Source organism: Aeromonas salmonicida, assembly GCF_028355655.1.
GTDB classification, from domain to species: domain Bacteria; phylum Pseudomonadota; class Gammaproteobacteria; order Enterobacterales; family Aeromonadaceae; genus Aeromonas; species Aeromonas salmonicida.
Genome location: NZ_CP110645.1, coordinates 762,127 through 778,664, shown reverse-complemented (window position 1 = coordinate 778,664; position 16,538 = coordinate 762,127). Strand labels below are relative to the sequence as shown.

Sequence of the window (16,538 nt, the reverse complement as noted above, 5' to 3'; positions counted from 1 at the left end):
TTTTTACAAACTGGTGGTCGTTACTGGGATCGAACCAGTGACCCCCTCCTTGTAAGGGAGGTGCTCTCCCAGCTGAGCTAAACGACCTGGGAATTCTGGAAATGATGGTGGGTCGTGCTGGATTCGAACCAGCGACCAATTGATTAAAAGTCAACTGCTCTACCGACTGAGCTAACGACCCATCTAAATCATTTTTTTTACAAACTGGTGGTCGTTACTGGGATCGAACCAGTGACCCCCTCCTTGTAAGGGAGGTGCTCTCCCAGCTGAGCTAAACGACCTGGGAATTCTGAAAATGATGGTGGGTCGTGCTGGATTCGAACCAGCGACCAATTGATTAAAAGTCAACTGCTCTACCGACTGAGCTAACGACCCATCTAAATCATTTTTTTACAAACTGGTGGTCGTTACTGGGATCGAACCAGTGACCCCCTCCTTGTAAGGGAGGTGCTCTCCCAGCTGAGCTAAACGACCTGGGAATGCTTGTTGCCAAACTGGTGGGTCGTGCTGGGTTCGAACCAGCGACCAATTGATTAAGAGTCAACTGCTCTACCAACTGAGCTAACGACCCCCACCTTTGCCTGGCACTGTTCGCCTTCGGCAAACAGTTTCAACTCTACTCACAAATCTGGTGGTCGTTACTGGGATCGAACCAGTGACCCCCTCCTTGTAAGGGAGGTGCTCTCCCAGCTGAGCTAAACGACCTGGGAATTCTGTCTCCACCTGATGGAGAAATGGTGGGTCGTGCTGGATTCGAACCAGCGACCAATTGATTAAAAGTCAACTGCTCTACCGACTGAGCTAACGACCCTCACCACGACCAGGACCGGCTGCAATACTGCTCCGGCTCTGACGGCGGCCTATATTACGGATTTATCATCCTGGCGCAATAGAAAATTCTTAAATTAAATCTGTTTGTTCACTGCGCATACAAAGCAGGGCCGTATTTACAAGATTGTTACGAAAACAGTGACCTACGGCAATGTTACAACTTGCTCAGACTCTGCTTGGCCAATTGGGCCGGCGAGGTATTGGGGTAGCCCTTGATCACCTGCTCATAGAAGGTTTTGGCTTCCGCTTTCTTGCCATCGAGTTGTGCCAGCATACCCAGTTTCAGCAGGGCATCGGCCCGCTTGGGAGACTTGCTGAACTTGTTCGCTACCGTGGAGAACTGCGCCGCGGCACCGGTCCTGTCCCCCTTGTTGAACAGCAGTTGACCGAGCCAGTAGTGGGCATTCGGCACATAGCTCGAACTCGGGTACTGCTTGATGAACCCTTCGAAGGCGGGAATGGCCTTGTCGTAGTTCTTGTCCTTGAGCACCATGTTCACGGCCGCATCGTAGGCCTGGTTCTCATCCAGATTGGCAGAGTAGTTTGCCGCAGGGGCTGCACTCGCACCGGCCGCAGGCGTGGCGGGGGCAGCAGCAGGCTTGCTGTTGGCCACCTTGTCCAGCTCTTGATAGAGCTGACGCTGACGCTCTTGCGACTGTTCCATCTGGTAGGTTTGCTGCTCCAGCTGGCCACGCAGTTCAGAGACCTCCCCTTGCAGGGAATCCACCTGTTGCTGCAATTCGGCCTGCAGGCGCAGACGGGCATTGAGGGTGCGCTCCAGCAAAGCAACCCTGTCTTCCAGGCTGCCTGTGGGCATGATGGCGCCATTGTTGCCGCTGAGGGCCACGCCACCACCGCCATTGCCACTGAGGTCGCTTACAGGCGCAGCCGCCTGAGCACTCAGTGCAAATAAGACGGCCATCACAATAGTCGCTTGCTTATACACGAGCTTCATTCGGAATAAACCTTAGCGTTTAGTGCAAATAAAACGGCCATCGAAATGGCCGCTTGCTTATATACGAATTAAATTCGGATCAAACCTTAGTAAACCAGAACCGCACGGCGGTTTTTGGCAAAGGCATCCTCGGTGTGAGACAGATCCAGCGGCTTCTCTTCGCCATAGCTGACGATGGAGAGCTGCTCAGCCTGCACACCCAGGGTTTGCAGATACTTGGCAACAGCCTTGGCACGACGCTCGCCCAACGCGATGTTGTATTCCGGAGTACCGCGCTCATCGGCGTGGCCTTCGATCAACACCTTGACGGACGGACGCTCACGCAGGTAGCTGGCGTGTGCATCCAGCAGGTCGGCGTACTGACCCTGAATGTCATAACCATCAAACGGGAAGTAGATCACGTTGTCACGTTGCAGTGCTTCAAACTTCTGACGCATCTGCTCTTCCGGGGACAACATACCGTTGGCGCCACCGGTTTGTACACCGCCCATGCCGTCGGTCATACCTGACTCGGCGCCAGCGGCGTCAGAATCAGAAGAGGAGCTACAAGCGGCCAGGGTGAACAGTGGCAGTGCGATGGCCAAACCCTTGAGCAGTTTATTGAGTTGCATGCTATTTCCTTAAACCTTTATAACAAAACAAAAAACAATCGAATTTTTATCAATTCAAGAAGGGCGACCAAGCTGGTGCACGAATTTCACCGCTACTGGTCGGAAGAACCGCCTTGAAACGACCATCGGTCGATACCAACGCCAGGCTCTTGCGACCTTGATAGATGGTGGCATAAATGATCATGCTGCCATTGGGAGCCACACTTGGCGACTCATCCAGAGCACTCTGGGTCAATACCAACATTGCTCCGCTTTCCATATCTTGACGAGCGATGCGATATTGTCCCTGAACCCGGGTCACCATCACCATGGACTTGCCGTCCGGCGTGACAGAGGCACCCTGGTTGGATTCTCCTTCCCAGGTCATCCGGCGAGTGACGCCAGTCGCCAAATTTACGCTATAAATCTGGGGTTTGCCACCACGTTCAGAGGTGAAAATCAAAGTTTGCCCGTCAGGCATCCAGGCCGGTTCAGTATCGATCACCCGGGTATTTGTCACCCTTGTCAGCTGCTTGCTTGCAACATCAATGACATAGATATCAGGCTGACCATCTTTGGACAGTACAATAGCCAATCGACGACCATCCGGAGACCACTTTGGCGCCCCGTTGATACCGCGGAAACTGGAGATCAGGCTGCGCTGCTGGTTGTAGATGTCCTGCACATAGATTTCAGACTTCTGGTTCTCGAAACTCACGTAAGCCAGCTTGCTGCCGTCCGGCGACCAGGCCGGTGACATCAGCGGCTCGCGGGAGCGCAGCAGCGTCTTCTCGTTGTAGCCGTCGTAATCGGAGATACGCAGCTGATACGGGAACTGGGCCCCCTGCTCGATCGAGACATAGGCAATCCGGGTCAGGAAGGCACCACGTTCGCCCGTCAGACGCTCATAGACGATGTCGGAGATACGGTGAGCAAATTGGCGCATCTGGGCACCCGGTATGGTCGCCATCCGGCTGTCCAGGATGTAACCGTTGCTCTCCCCGCCCTGAGTCTTGGCCAGCTGGCCCTTCAGTACGTCGACCAGCTCGAAGTTGATCTTGTAAGTACCGTCGCCGACGGCAGCAATGGAACCGACCACGACTGCCTCAACCCCCTGGGACGCCCAGGGTGCGAAGTTGATCTCGCCACTGGAGCTAGGGGTTTGCGGCATCTGGCCACGGGCCAGCGGTTTGAACTTGCCACTTCGCATCAGGTCGTTGGAGACCACTTCCGCGATATCCTGCGGCAACTGGCCATTGCCTTCCCACTTGAAGGGTGCAATGGCAATCGGTCGCGCACTGTCGATACCGCCAGTGATGACGATGTCCAAGGCCGCCTGAGCACTCTGGCTCAGCAACAAGCAGCCAACCAAAGCAAAAAACACTTTTCTTATCATGGCTTAAATACTCGGTTCCAATAAAAATGAGAGGTTACATTCCATTCTCAGCAAGACGCTGCCAACCACAGTAAACGACCCCGTTTTCTCATGCCTAGATGCTCGGTTCCAACTTGAGGTTGAATTCCTTCAACATCTCGAAGGCCGCAGGATCCTTCGGTACCGGCAGTTGATTGGCCTTCAATACGGCCGCTTTGCCGGAACGACATACTGCCGGGTCACCCTGGCCGTTATCTACCGATATGACAAAGCCAGTGCTGGCAAGCCGCACACCGATAGTACATGTTTTGCCCCGCATGGTGGGATCCAAAATCATATAACGCTCAACAGTGGCCTTGATGAGAGCCGCATATTTGTCGACTTCACCTTGCGCTGCCGCTGATGCAGCCTGACTGCGGGCATTGGCCTCAGCCGCCAGCTGCTGCTGCATCATGTCTTCCATCTCTTTTTGCAACTTGGCTTGCTCGGCTGCTTTACGCTTGCGCTCGGCCGCTATCTTGGCCTGCTTGTCAGCTTCGGCCTTGGCTTTCTTCTCTGCGTCAGCTTTTGCCTTCTTGGCAGCTTCTTCCTTGGCCTCCTTGGCTTTCTTGTCCGCTTCCGCCTTGGCCTTTTTCTCGGCCTCTGCCTTGGCTTTCTTGTCCGCTTGGGCCTTGGCTTTCTTCTCGGCCTCCTGCTTGGCCTTCTTGTCAGCGTCCGCTTTCTTGGCCGCCTCAGCCTTGGCTTGCTTCTCCTCGGCCTCTTTCTTCTCTTGTTCCTTTTTCTTCTTCAGCGCCAGCGCCTTGCTCTCGGCTTCTGCAGCCTTGCGCTCAGATTCCGCCGTCTTGGTTTTCTGCTCTTCCAGCTTGCGGGCTTCCTCGGCTTTTTGGGCCTTCTCTTCCGCCTGCTTCTGCTCGGCGACTTTTTTCTGCTTCTCTGCCTCGGCCTTGCGGGTCGCCTCTTCGGCTTCCTTGCGCTTGGTTTCGGCGATACGCAGCCGCTCCTGCTGCTGGGCCAGCTCACGCTTGGCGAGGTCCGTGTCTTCCTTATCCTGCTCTTTCTCTACCTTCTGGGGCTTGGGCTGAGACTTCTGCTGCTGGATCTGCTTGGCCTGCTCGTTGAGGAAGTTCTCGTCGAGCATGACGGCATTGACGATCTGCCCCTTCGACTCTGGCCGCTTCGGTTTGCTGAAGTCGACCCCGACCAGCAAAATAATGCCGACGATCAGGTGCAGCAGCAGCGACGCGATGAGATAACCGGAAATACCACGCTTCACATCCATCTCCGTCAATTCACCGGATCTGTCATCAGGCCAACCTGAGGCACGCCCGCATTCTTGAGAGCCACCATCAGCAGTATCACCTCTTCGTAGCGCACGGACTTGTCACCCGCCACCACGACGGGGGCGTTCTGGTTGATGGCCAGATAGCCCATGGCTTTTTCGGTGATGTATTGCTGCATCGCCTCGGGCGTCCCGGCAGGCACCGGCTCATCATCGGCCTCACCGGCCTTGATGACGTACTCGCCTTCGGTATTGACGCTGACAATGAAGGGGGGCTTGGCATCTTCCGGCAACTGCTCGGATTCTGCCTGCGGCAGGTCAACCTTGACCCCTTGCGTGATCACCGGCGTCACCGCCATGAAGATGATAAGCAGCACCAGCATGACGTCGATATAGGGAACCACGTTGATCTCGCACACCTTCTTGCGCCGGATCCGCTGATAGGTTTGCATTACTGATCACCCTGCTGCTGTGCAATTTGACGGTTCAGTATGGTGGTGAACTCGTCCATGAAGTTGGCGTAGGCGTTCTCCAGCTTCTCTACCTTGTTGGTAAACCGGTTATAGAAAATAACCGCAGGAATAGCGGCAAACAGGCCCATGGCGGTCGCGATCAGCGCTTCCGCGATACCTGGAGCCACCATCTGCAAAGTAGCCTGCTGTACCTGGCCCAGGGCGATAAAGGCGTTCATGATGCCCCATACGGTACCAAACAGGCCGATATAGGGGCTGATGGAGCCGACGGTTGCCAGCACGGGCAGGTTGGATTCCAGCTCGTCCACCGCGCGGGAAAGCGATACCCGCATGGCACGATAGGTACCGTCCATCACCGCATCCTGGCCACGGGCGCCCGCCTTGAGCAGGCGAGCATACTCCTTGAAGCCGGAATAGAAGATGTCTTCCATGCCTTCGATATCATCGCGGCGGGAGGAAGACTCCTGATAGAGGCGGTTGAGATCGACCCCGGACCAGAAGCGGTCTTCAAACTGCTCGGATGCCAGATTGGCCGCCTTGATGACCTTGGAGCGTTGAAAGATCAGCGCCCAGGAGACAACCGACATCCCCATCAGGGTCATCATGACCAGTTTTACCAACAGGCTGGCTTGCCAAAACAGGCCAATAAACGAAATTTCAGCGTGCACTTAACAGCACTCCCTTCACATTTTCTGGTATTGCAACAGGTTTCATATGCGAATGACTGACACAGGCTATCTGTACCATGGCCTGGGTGATCAGTCGTCCATCAGCCGCCAGGATCTGCTGTGAGAAGCGCATGGATGCACGTTTCACTTCAGTCACTTGCGTTATTACGGTCAACAATTCATTAAAACGGGCCGCCGAGCGGAAATCGATCTCTGTTCGACTCACCACAAACGCGAATCCGGCTTGCAGCAAGACATCCTGTTCGATGCCGCCGCTGCGCAGAAACTCGGTGCGAGCACGTTCCATAAACTTGAGATAATTGGCGTTGTAGACGATGCCCCCGGCGTCAGTGTCTTCGTAGTAGACACGTACCGGAAACTCAGAGACTTCCCCCATAAAAATCTGTGATCCATTCGACAGTCAGATGGGGGGCTATCATAGCGCAGGGCTGAATAGGAAAGAAGCAGGGTGAGACAGGGAAATCCTGCCTCCCCCCGTTTTTTATGAAAGGAAATAGCCTTGGGTCAACCAGAGCCCATACAACAAACTGGGCAAGGCGAGCCAGGGGCAAAACAACACTCGGCCAATGAGGCTGCGGGGATGGAATCCCAGCCCGTGCATGACGCCGCAACAGACCGCCCACATCAGCCAGGGAGCGAGCAACAGCCCATGCTCACTGGTGTTGGCAGCCACCAGGTTGGGGGCCTGTAAAATAGCGACGGCCAACAGGGCCGCCGCTACCAACATCAACCCCTGCCAGGGTTGGCGCTCCAGAGGAGCGGCCAACCGGGCGAGCCGATCACTTGTCTTCATCGATCTGACGATCCATGTTCTCGCTGTGTTCCAGCCAGAGCGCATTGATGATGCCAAATGAACACGCCAGCAACAGACCCAGGATCCAGGTGAAATACCACATATCAGGGCACCTTCTTAGTAGAGCGATTGTTGGTTGTCTTCGATGTGCTTGCTGGTCACCCGACCAAACATCTTGACGTAGGTCCAGATGGTATAAGCCAGCACAATCGGTACCAAGATAGCTGCCGCCACCGTCATCACCTTCAGGGTGTTGAACGATGCGGTGGCATCCCACATGGTCAGGCTCAGTGACGGCTCGAGGCTCGAGGGCATCACGAACGGGAACATGGAGAAGCCTGCGGTCAGGATCACGCCGGCAACCGCCAATGAAGAACAGGTAAACGCCACCCAGCCTTTATTCAGCTTGGCAAACAGCGCAGTGAGCAGGCTCATGGAGAGGCCCAGTAACGGCGCGGCTATCATCCAGGGATAGAGGGCGTAGTTGTTCATCCAGGCACCGGCCTGGCGCACCACTTCCTTGTTCATGGGATTGGATACCGCATCGGTCGCAGCCGCCTTGACGACCACGTAGCCGTCCATGCCACTCACCCACCAACCAGCCAGGCCAAACAGCACCAGGGTCAGCAGGGAGCAGATCATGGCTGCAGTGCGGGAACGCGCCAGCACCTCACCATCGGTCTTCATCATCAGCCAGGTCGCCCCCTGAGTGACCAGCATGAACAGGCTCACCAGACCGGCCAGAATGCCGAACGGATTGAGCAGGCCGAAGAAGTTGCCGTGATAGGTCAGCATCATGAACTGGTTGAATTCGAACGGCACGCCCTGCAGCAAGTTGCCAAAGGCCACCCCGAACACTATGGGGGGTACTGCGCTGCCAATAAACAGCGCCCAGTCCCAGTTGCTGCGCCACTTGGCATCTTCACGCAGGGAACGATACTTGAAACCGACCGGACGGAAGAAGAGCGCCATCAGGGTCAGGATCATGGCGATGTAGAAGCCCGAGAAGGCCGCCGCATAGACCATGGGCCAGGCCGCAAACAGGGCACCGCCCGCCGTGACCAGCCATACCTGGTTGCCTTCCCAGTGCGGGCCCATGGTGTTAAGCATCACCCGACGCTCCACATCCTTCTTGCCGACGAAGGGGAGCAGTGCGCCCACCCCCATATCGAAACCGTCGGTGATGGCGAAGCCGATCAGCAAGACGCCAACCAGTACCCACCAGACCAGACGCAACATTTCGTAATCAAACATGGGTTACTCTCCTTATACCTTGCTCTGTTCGAAGTGGTACTTGCCCGTCTTCAGGCTGCTTGGGCCCAGACGCGCATACTTGAACATCAGGTACATCTCGATGATCAGCAGTACGGTATAGAACAGGAAGATCCCGATCAGGGAGAACCAGATCTCGGACGCAGGCACGTTGGATGCAGAGAGCGAGGTCGGCAGCACTTCGGCTATGGTCCAGGGTTGACGGCCATACTCGGCGACAAACCAGCCCGCCTCGATGGCGATCCAGGGCAGCGGGATACCCCACAGCAGGGCTTTGAGCAGCCACTTTCTCTCACCGATACGGTGACGAGCACTGTCATAGAAGGCCAGACCGATCAGTACCAGCATCAGCATGCCGCAGGCAACCATGATGCGGAAAGCGAAGAACAGCGGCAGAACCTGCGGGATGGAGTCATCCACGGCGGCCTTGATCTGTTCGTCGGTCGCGTCTGTCACATTGCTGGTGTAACGCTTGAGCAGCAGACCGTAGCCGAGATCCTGTTTCACTTCATCGAAGCGTGCCAGGGTATCTTCGGACTTGTCGCCGGATTGCAGCTTGGTCAGCAGATCGTAAGCGTTCATGCCGTTACGCACACGCAGCTCGTGCTCGCTCTTCAGATCCTTGAGGCCGGTCACCTGGCCGTCCAGAGAGCGAGTAGCAATGATGCCGAGCGCATAGGGGATCTTGATGGCGTAATCGGTACGCATCTCTTCCTGATTCGGAATGCCGAACAGGGTAAATGCAGCCGGTGCAGGTTCTGTGTCCCACTCGGCTTCGATGGCCGCCAACTTCACCTTCTGCACTTCACCTGTCTCGTAGCCGGACTCGTCACCCAGGATCAGCACAGAGAGGATGGAGGCCATACCGAAGGCCGCTGCGATGGCGAAGGAGCGACGGGCGAAGGCCACATCACGATTCTTCAGCAGGTAGTAAGAAGAGATGCCCAGCACGAACATGGCGCCCGTGGTGTAGCCAGCCGCGACCGTATGGACAAACTTGACCTGAGCGACCGGGTTGAAGACCAGCTCGGCGAAGCTCACCATCTCCATCCGCATGGACTCGAAGTTGAACTCGGCACCGACCGGATTCTGCATCCAGCCGTTGGCAACCAGGATCCAGAGGGCGGAAAGGTTGGTTCCCAGCGCCATCAACCAAGTTGCAGCCAGATGCTGACGCTTGGTCAGGCGGTCCCAACCAAAGAAGAACATGCCGACAAAGGTGGATTCCAGGAAGAACGCCATCAGCCCTTCGATGGCCAGCGGGGCCCCGAAGATATCACCGACATAGTGGGAGTAGTAGGCCCAGTTGGTACCGAACTGAAACTCCATGGTCAGCCCTGTGGTAACCCCGAGGGCGAAGTTAATACCAAACAACTTGCCCCAGAACTTGGTCATGTCCCGGTAGACAGTGTTGTTGGTCATCACATAGACAGATTCCATGATCGCCAGAATGAAGGCCATTCCGAGCGTCAGGGGCACAAACAGGAAGTGATAAAGGGCCGTCGCAGCAAATTGGAACCGCGATAGGTCTACCACATGCTCAGCAATCATGATGTTTCCTCACCGATTATTGGCACGGCTATTTTAAGTTTTAAGGACAAAGCTTCCGTTGGAAGTCCCCGAATGATCGGTCATGTTCCAGTTTGCACTGACGACCGGTTTCGACTGCTACCAGCATTAACAACAAGGCAATATCGAGGAACAAAAAAAGCTAATGTTTAACAATTGCAAAACAATCTGGCTTGCTTTATTCCTGCCCATAATGACCGGTGTTTTATATCACCTTTATTTGATTGAAATCAATGTAAAACCACCATGAATACATGCCTTTTAAAAGCATTTTCACGCTCAATTCCATTTAATTTGGAGAGCTGTGTCACAAAAAACTGAAAATCACAAATCATTGATTTAAATCAATTTTATTATCTCGATCAATAAGTGGCAGTTCTGTTAAAAAATGACTTCCAACGTGAATTTCATTATGTTTCCCCCGCCTGCCAACGCTGCCAACCAACTCAATTTAAAACCAGTAAAAACGCATTTTAATGCTAATTGAACAGACCAGATAAATGATTAGTTAATCTAATCTGACATGCTCAATTTTTCTTGTTTGTCCGAGTCAGACAGAGCCCCTACAATGCGCCTCGCAGTGAGGGCATCCCCTTGGATACAGGCCGGTCAATCCGGGTTCCCGGCACGTATTCGATGAACATTTCGAACCTGTCTATTGGAATTTAAGATGAAAAAGTTTGTTGCTAAAACCATCCGTTACTACAAGCTTTCGTTCGTTCAGCTCTATCAAATGAACCGACTCTGAGGCCTCGCGACGGCTCCTCTGTTTTTTCCGGTCTGTGTCCAGACGCACTCACTGTCTGTGAACATCCATCCTGAATTGTCTTTGCCCACCGCCTGTGCCGTGGGCTTTTTTATGTCCGGATAACAAAAAACCGCCCTTGATGGCGGTTTTTTGTTCAAACAGCTGTTTTCACCTTTCATCTGGCCGTTGCAGGCCAAAATGTGCATAAGCTCTTGGTGTCGCCATCCGCCCTCTGGGTGTACGTTGCAGGTAGCCCTGCTGGATCAAATAAGGTTCCAGTACATCCTCGATAGTATCTTTTTCTTCACCTATGGCAGCCGCCAGGTTATCGAGACCCACAGGGCCCCCCATAAACTTGTCTATGACAGCCAACAATAGCTTGCGGTCCATGAAGTCGAAACCTTCATTGTCCACGTCCAGCATGTCCATGGCACGGGCCGCTATGGGTCCATCGATCCGGCCATCAGACTTGACCTGAGCAAAGTCGCGCACCCGGCGCAACAAGCGGTTAGCAATACGCGGAGTACCGCGCGAGCGACGGGCCAACTCCAGGGCCCCGTCACCTGTCATCTCCAGCCCCAGACAGCGGGCACTGCGAGAGACGATATCGGTCAGATCCTTGACGTTGTAAAACTCCAGCCGCTGGACTATGCCGAAACGATCCCGCAGCGGGCTGGTCAGGGAACCGGCCCGGGTGGTGGCCCCGATCAGGGTAAAGGGTGGCAAGTCGAGCTTGATGGAGCGAGCGGCAGGGCCCTCCCCTATCATGATGTCGAGCTGGTAATCCTCCATCGCCGGATAGAGCACCTCCTCCACCACAGGGCTGAGACGGTGGATCTCATCGATGAACAAGACGTCGTTCGGTTCGAGGTTGGTGAGCAGGGCCGCCAGATCACCGGCTTTCTCCAGCACAGGGCCCGAGGTGGTCTTGATGTTGACCCCCATCTCGTTGGCGACTATGTTCGCAAGCGTTGTCTTGCCCAGACCCGGCGGGCCGAAGATCAACAGGTGATCGAGTGCCTCACCACGCTGGCGGGCCGCCTCGATGAAGATCTCCATCTGCTCGCAGACGGGATCCTGACCTGTGTAATCGGCCAGCATCTTTGGCCGTATGGCCCTATCGATGATCTCATCCTCACGCACGCCAGTGGCGGAAATGAGACGGTCCGCTTCAATCATTGCCTACCTCACACCAGACTACGCAGGGATTCACGGATGATATCTTCCACCGACATTCCCTCTTTGGCTATCTTGCTGACGATCTGGCTGGCCTGCTGCGGCTTGTAGCCAAGCGCCACCAGTGCACTGGCCGCCTCTTCGCTCGAATCCGGGGCACGCAGGACGCTCTCCCTGGCTGGCAGGCTGATCTCGGCCGGCGAGAAGAGATCGTGGCTGACCCAGCCTTTGAGCCTGTCCTTCATCTCCACCACCAGCCGCTCGGCGGTCTTCTTGCCCACGCCTGGCAACTTGATCAGGGAGCTTATCTCCTCACGCTCGACACTCAGCACAAACTGGGTAGCGGTCATGCCGGAGAGAATGGCCAGCGCCAGCTTGGGGCCGACGCCATTGGTTTTGATCAGCTCGCGAAACAGCGCCCGCTCCTGCTTGTGATTGAAGCCGTACAGCAGCTGGGCATCTTCACGCACCACGAAATGAGTGTGGATGGTCACTTCCTTGCCGATCTCGGGCAGATCATAGAAGCAGCTCATGGGCATCTGTACTTCATAACCCAGGCCCCCGACTTCCAGCAGCACCTCGGGGGGTTGTTTCTCAATGACTACGCCTCTCAAGCGACCAATCACGGCTCTCTCCTCGCCAAACCATCTATCTGTAAATTGGGTCATAGCATAAAGAATAACTGGATAAGTATCCAGCATAGGGCGGTGACGGATGACAGAGGATTCTCGGCATTCTGGCGCTTTCGGAGCCATGCTTGGATCGGATCTGGGCAGTAACTTTATTTTCCACCGGGAATGGCGAATCTTGGCCATTGATAGAACACTGAATTGGGTTTGTTCGGAACCAGGGAAGGTCCTGCATCATGAAAATTGTCACTACATCGAATCTTGGGCTGACTATCCTGCTCGGTTGCACACTGGGCATGGGCGCGATCGGCTGGTATGGCAGCCAGCGGCTGGCCGACTTGCTCTCCTATGTATTGGGCGCCGCCTGGCAAACCGCCGATGGCGCCATGGAGGGATCCATCGAGCTGGGCAACCAGTCTCTGTATATCCAGAAAATGCTCAGAGGCATGCCCCTCGACGAGCCCGAGCTGCAGCGAGCCAAACAGGCAGCCACCGAGGCCCTGCAACGGGTTGAGGAAGGCAAGCTCATCGATACGACGGCTATCAGTACCATGAACCAGCATGAGCAGACGTATCAGCAACAGCAGGAAAAACTGCTGACGCTCTACCGCACCTTTACCGGTATCGATCAGGCACTGCGCGCCAGTTCGGAGCGCATGTCACGCCTTTCAACCCAGCTGGAGGTGATCGGTGATGGCGCAGTCGAGAGCCTCACCCAGTCACCTGATCAGGCCATCAGCTGGAACGGCGGCCTCTCCACCCGCTGGCAGGCGGCTGACGGCGGCATGGAGGCCAACATAGGTTTCCTGCGTCAGCTCTATGCTCTGGAGAAGATGCAGAGTGAAGGCCCCACCCCCGCCATCCAGGCCGAACTGGCGGAGGCAAACCGCTTCTATCAGGAAGCGGTGGACGGCATGCTGGCGACCGGCCTGTTCGATGTGCCCGGTGAAGGGGAGTTTGCCGGCCAGTCGCTCTCCACTCAGTATCGCGCCCTGCTGGCCGACAGCACGCGGCTGACAAGTGAGTGGATCGCGGCCCTGACTGATTACCAGCGCCAGCTGGCTCTTTACGAGAGCAGTGCCGAACAACTCAAACAGGCGCTGGTCGAGGTCGAGGCCCAGGGCGATGCGACCGTCGAGGATCAGGTGAACCAGCTCAATACCATCATCGGCTATACCAAAAACCTGATCCTGGGCGGTCTGGTGCTGAGCCTGCTGATTGTCACTCTGTGTGGCTTCTGGCTGGTGCGCACCATAGTCAACCCCCTGCTGCAAGTTGACAAGCGCATGCAGGACATAGCCGCGGGCGACGGGGATCTCAACGCGCGCATCAACCTCAAGCGGGACGACGAGCTAGGTTCGCTAGCGGGCAGCGTGGATTGCTTCATCGAAAAGCTGCAAAAGATGATCAGCTCCACCATGGACAACAATCAGCACATCAGCGACCACGTGCACACCTCGGTCAACCGGGTCGAGGCCATCAGCCAGAGCAGCCGTCAGACCGCCGAACACGCCCAGGCGTTGCACCACGACAGCGAGCAGATGGTACAGGTCGCCACCTCCATCTCGGATAACTGCAGTCTGGCCGCGCAAAACGCCAATCAGGTCCGTCAGCTGACCACACAGAGCAGTCAGTATGTGGCCTCTGCCAGCGCAGGCATGCAGCGAGTGGTGGTGGAAGTAGGTGAATGTGCCAATGCCATCAATGCCCTCAAGGAGCAGGCCAGCCAGATTGGCCAGATCATCTCCACCATCAGCAGTATCTCGGAGCAGACCAACCTGCTGGCCCTCAACGCCGCCATCGAGGCAGCCCGGGCCGGCGAAATGGGCCGGGGCTTTGCCGTGGTGGCGGACGAGGTACGTACCCTGGCCAACCGCACCGCCGCTTCCAGCGCCGAGATAACCGAGGTGATCAACAGCATTCAGCAGCAGACCGAGAAGGCTTATCTGATGATGCAACGCAACCTGAAAACCGTGGAATCGGGGATGGAAGACTCCGACAACACCAAGCAGATCCTGTTCAAGGTGGAGGAAGCCATCGACCATCTGGCCGACATGGTGCAGCAGGTGGCGGATGCCACAGGTCAGCTCTCCCACACCCTGAGCCACACCTCGGACAAGGTCTCCGGCATCAGCCTGCAGGCCCAGACAGGGGAGCAGGAGGCGCAGGAGTGCCTGCAGCTTGCCTCCTCCCTCCATCAGGCCAGCCTGCTGCAACAGCGACTGCTGTCGCAATTTCGGGTCTGACACGGGCGGGGGCCCCGCCCCCGCTTTCTCCCGCTGCGCTAAATTTAGCCCTTGGGCCACAGGGCCCTCCCTGTTAAAATTCCGCTCTTGAATTTATCCAGGGCCCCGCGGCCCGTCTTATCTAAGGTCACGAGCGATGCGTACCAGCCAATACCTGCTTTCCACTCTCAAGGAAACCCCGTCCGACGCCGAAGTCGTCAGTCATCAGCTGATGCTGCGCGCCGGCATGATCCGCAAACTGGCCTCCGGCATGTATGCCTGGCTGCCGTCCGGCCTGCGGGTACTGAAAAAGATCGAGAACATTGTTCGCGAAGAGATGAACAATGCTGGCGCCATCGAAGTCTCCATGCCGGTGGTACAACCCGCCGAGCTGTGGCAGGAGTCCGGCCGCTGGGACGACTACGGCCCCGAGCTGTGCCGCCTGACCGACCGCCACAACCGCCCCTTCGTGCTGGGTCCGACCCACGAAGAGGTGATCACCTCCCTGGTCCGTTACGAAGTGAACAGCTACAAGCAGCTGCCGCTCAACCTCTACCAGATCCAGACCAAGTTCCGCGATGAAGTGCGTCCCCGTTTCGGGGTGATGCGCGGTCGCGAGTTCCTGATGAAGGACGCCTACTCCTTCCACATCGACAAGGCCTCGCTGATCGAGACCTACGAGCGGATGCACGCCGCCTACTGCGCCGCTTTTACCCGCATGGGGCTGAACTTCCGTCCTGTACAGGCCGATACCGGCTCCATCGGCGGCACCGGCTCTCACGAATTCCAGGTACTGGCCGAGAGCGGTGAAGATTTAATTGCCTTCTCCGATACCTCAGATTACGCCGCCAACATAGAGATGGCTGAAGCGCTGGCACCCGTTGGCGCGCGTCCTGCCGCCACCGCAGCACTGAGCAAGGTGGCCACTCCGAATGTCCACACCATCGACGACGTCGCTGCTTTCCTGAGCGTGGCACCGACCGCCATCGCCAAGACCCTGCTGGTACTGGCCGAAGCAGACGAGCACGGCAAGCAGGCCGTCATCGCCCTGGTGCTGCGTGGCGATCACGAGCTGAACGAGATCAAGGCCGAGAAGCTCCCGGGTGTTGCCAACCCGCTGACCTTCGCCAACGACGAGCAGATCAAGGCTGCCGCCGGTTGCGATGCGGGCTCCATCGGTCCGGTCGGCTTTGCTGGTCGCATCATTGCCGATCGCAGCGCCGCCCATCTGGCGGACTTTGTCTGCGGCGCCAACGAAACCGGCTTCCACCTGACCGGTGCCAACTGGGATCGCGATATCGCCACCTTTGACGTTGCCGACCTGCGCAACGTGGTGGAAGGCGACCCGAGCCCGTGCGGCCAGGGCAAGCTGCTGCTCAAGCGCGGTATCGAAGTGGGCCATATCTTCCAGCTGGGTACCAAGTACTCCGAAGCCATGAAGGCGAGCGTGCTGAACGAGGGCGGCAAGTCCGTCACCATGGAGATGGGTTGCTACGGTATCGGGGTCTCTCGTCTGGTGGCGGCTGCCATCGAGCAGAACAACGACCAGTACGGCATCATCTGGCCGGACGCCATAGCCCCGTTCGAAGTGGCCATCGTGCCGATGAACATGCACAAATCCGAGCGCGTGGCCGAGCAGGCACAACAGTTCTACGCCGAGCTGAAAGCCGCCGGTGTGGACGTGCTGTTCGATGACCGCAAGGAGCGCCCAGGCGTGATGTTCGCCGACATGGAGCTGCTGGGTGTGCCACACGCCATCGTCATCGGCGATCGCGGTCTGGACAACGGCGTGGTGGAATACAAGTGCCGCCGCTCAGGCGAGAAGCAGGAAGTGGCGATCACAGAGATCATTGCCATGCTCAAGGCCAAGCTGGGTCGTTAATCCCACGCTGCCACTGCTGGTATAAAAAAGCGCGCCAATCGGCGCGCTTTTT

The 16,538-nt window shown here is 56.6% G+C and carries 15 protein-coding genes and 8 tRNA genes; 2 read left to right on the top strand and 21 right to left on the bottom strand.

The annotated features are described in order from the left end of the window. Nucleotides 1-11 precede the first annotated feature (11 nt). From ONZ54_RS03840 to ruvA, 21 genes are all read right to left on the bottom strand, one after another. Nucleotides 12-87, bottom strand: a tRNA-Val gene (locus ONZ54_RS03840). Between the two features lie 18 nt (nucleotides 88-105). Then, nucleotides 106-181, bottom strand: a tRNA-Lys gene (locus ONZ54_RS03835). Nucleotides 182-205: 24 nt separating this feature from the next. Further along, nucleotides 206-281, bottom strand: a tRNA-Val gene (locus tag ONZ54_RS03830). A gap of 18 nt (nucleotides 282-299) precedes the next feature. Then, nucleotides 300-375 (bottom strand) — tRNA-Lys (locus tag ONZ54_RS03825). Nucleotides 376-398: 23 nt separating this feature from the next. Then, a tRNA-Val gene (locus tag ONZ54_RS03820) sits at nucleotides 399-474 on the bottom strand. Nucleotides 475-495: 21 nt separating this feature from the next. Beyond that, nucleotides 496-571: transfer RNA gene (locus ONZ54_RS03815), tRNA-Lys, on the bottom strand. A 58-nt stretch (nucleotides 572-629) separates the two neighbouring features. After that, nucleotides 630-705 (bottom strand) — tRNA-Val (locus ONZ54_RS03810). Nucleotides 706-735: 30 nt separating this feature from the next. Beyond that, a tRNA-Lys gene (locus ONZ54_RS03805) sits at nucleotides 736-811 on the bottom strand. A 174-nt stretch (nucleotides 812-985) separates the two neighbouring features. Further along, on the bottom strand, nucleotides 986-1,786 hold the full coding sequence (ybgF, locus tag ONZ54_RS03800; protein WP_017412184.1) for a tol-pal system protein YbgF: 801 nt from the start codon (nucleotides 1,784-1,786) through the stop codon (nucleotides 986-988). A gap of 86 nt (nucleotides 1,787-1,872) precedes the next feature. Further along, nucleotides 1,873-2,397: a peptidoglycan-associated lipoprotein Pal gene (gene pal, locus ONZ54_RS03795; protein WP_005313284.1), complete on the bottom strand. Its 525-nt coding sequence runs from the start codon at nucleotides 2,395-2,397 to the stop codon at nucleotides 1,873-1,875. Nucleotides 2,398-2,446: 49 nt separating this feature from the next. Beyond that, entirely contained in the window at nucleotides 2,447-3,772 is a 1,326-nt protein-coding gene (gene tolB / locus ONZ54_RS03790) for a Tol-Pal system beta propeller repeat protein TolB (RefSeq protein ID WP_011898362.1), read from the bottom strand. 94 nt (nucleotides 3,773-3,866) lie between these two features. Further along, nucleotides 3,867-5,030 carry a cell envelope integrity protein TolA gene (gene tolA / locus ONZ54_RS03785; protein ID WP_087756455.1) on the bottom strand — a complete coding sequence of 388 codons (1,164 nt, stop codon included), beginning with the start codon at nucleotides 5,028-5,030 and terminating at the stop codon, nucleotides 3,867-3,869. A 5-nt stretch (nucleotides 5,031-5,035) separates the two neighbouring features. Beyond that, nucleotides 5,036-5,482, bottom strand: coding sequence for a protein TolR (tolR, locus tag ONZ54_RS03780; RefSeq protein WP_005313291.1), 447 nt, complete (start codon nucleotides 5,480-5,482; stop codon nucleotides 5,036-5,038). Next, nucleotides 5,482-6,171 (bottom strand): protein TolQ, encoded by a 690-nt coding sequence (gene tolQ / locus ONZ54_RS03775; protein WP_005313294.1) that lies wholly within the window; start codon nucleotides 6,169-6,171, stop codon nucleotides 5,482-5,484. The genes tolR and tolQ overlap by 1 nt, the downstream gene beginning before the upstream one ends. After that, a complete protein-coding gene (gene ybgC / locus ONZ54_RS03770) occupies nucleotides 6,161-6,568 on the bottom strand; it encodes a tol-pal system-associated acyl-CoA thioesterase (RefSeq protein WP_271787496.1) in 408 nt (135 codons plus the stop codon). The genes tolQ and ybgC overlap by 11 nt, the downstream gene beginning before the upstream one ends. A 105-nt stretch (nucleotides 6,569-6,673) precedes the next feature. After that, nucleotides 6,674-6,985 carry a cyd operon YbgE family protein gene (locus ONZ54_RS03765; RefSeq protein ID WP_005313299.1) on the bottom strand — a complete coding sequence of 104 codons (312 nt, stop codon included), beginning with the start codon at nucleotides 6,983-6,985 and terminating at the stop codon, nucleotides 6,674-6,676. Then, a complete protein-coding gene (cydX, locus tag ONZ54_RS03760; protein ID WP_005313303.1) occupies nucleotides 6,972-7,088 on the bottom strand; it encodes a cytochrome bd-I oxidase subunit CydX in 117 nt (38 codons plus the stop codon). The genes ONZ54_RS03765 and cydX overlap by 14 nt, the downstream gene beginning before the upstream one ends. 14 nt (nucleotides 7,089-7,102) lie before the next feature. Further along, nucleotides 7,103-8,239, bottom strand: a complete 1,137-nt coding sequence (gene cydB, locus ONZ54_RS03755) for a cytochrome d ubiquinol oxidase subunit II (protein ID WP_005313305.1) — start codon at nucleotides 8,237-8,239, stop codon at nucleotides 7,103-7,105. A gap of 12 nt (nucleotides 8,240-8,251) precedes the next feature. After that, nucleotides 8,252-9,808, bottom strand: a complete 1,557-nt coding sequence (locus ONZ54_RS03750; RefSeq protein WP_005313307.1) for a cytochrome ubiquinol oxidase subunit I — start codon at nucleotides 9,806-9,808, stop codon at nucleotides 8,252-8,254. Between the two features lie 934 nt (nucleotides 9,809-10,742). Continuing rightward, nucleotides 10,743-11,753 carry a Holliday junction branch migration DNA helicase RuvB gene (gene ruvB / locus ONZ54_RS03745; protein WP_005313309.1) on the bottom strand — a complete coding sequence of 337 codons (1,011 nt, stop codon included), beginning with the start codon at nucleotides 11,751-11,753 and terminating at the stop codon, nucleotides 10,743-10,745. An 8-nt stretch (nucleotides 11,754-11,761) separates the two neighbouring features. Further along, nucleotides 11,762-12,376, bottom strand: coding sequence for a Holliday junction branch migration protein RuvA (gene ruvA / locus ONZ54_RS03740; protein WP_005313314.1), 615 nt, complete (start codon nucleotides 12,374-12,376; stop codon nucleotides 11,762-11,764). Between the two features lie 239 nt (nucleotides 12,377-12,615). On the opposite strand from ruvA, the gene ONZ54_RS03735 reads away from it, so the two are divergent. Both ONZ54_RS03735 and ONZ54_RS03730 read left to right on the top strand, forming a co-directional pair. Then, nucleotides 12,616-14,625 carry a methyl-accepting chemotaxis protein gene (locus ONZ54_RS03735; protein WP_271787495.1) on the top strand — a complete coding sequence of 670 codons (2,010 nt, stop codon included), beginning with the start codon at nucleotides 12,616-12,618 and terminating at the stop codon, nucleotides 14,623-14,625. A gap of 136 nt (nucleotides 14,626-14,761) precedes the next feature. After that, nucleotides 14,762-16,486 (top strand): proline--tRNA ligase, encoded by a 1,725-nt coding sequence (locus ONZ54_RS03730; RefSeq protein WP_111587975.1) that lies wholly within the window; start codon nucleotides 14,762-14,764, stop codon nucleotides 16,484-16,486. The last annotated feature ends 52 nt before the right edge of the window (nucleotides 16,487-16,538 follow it).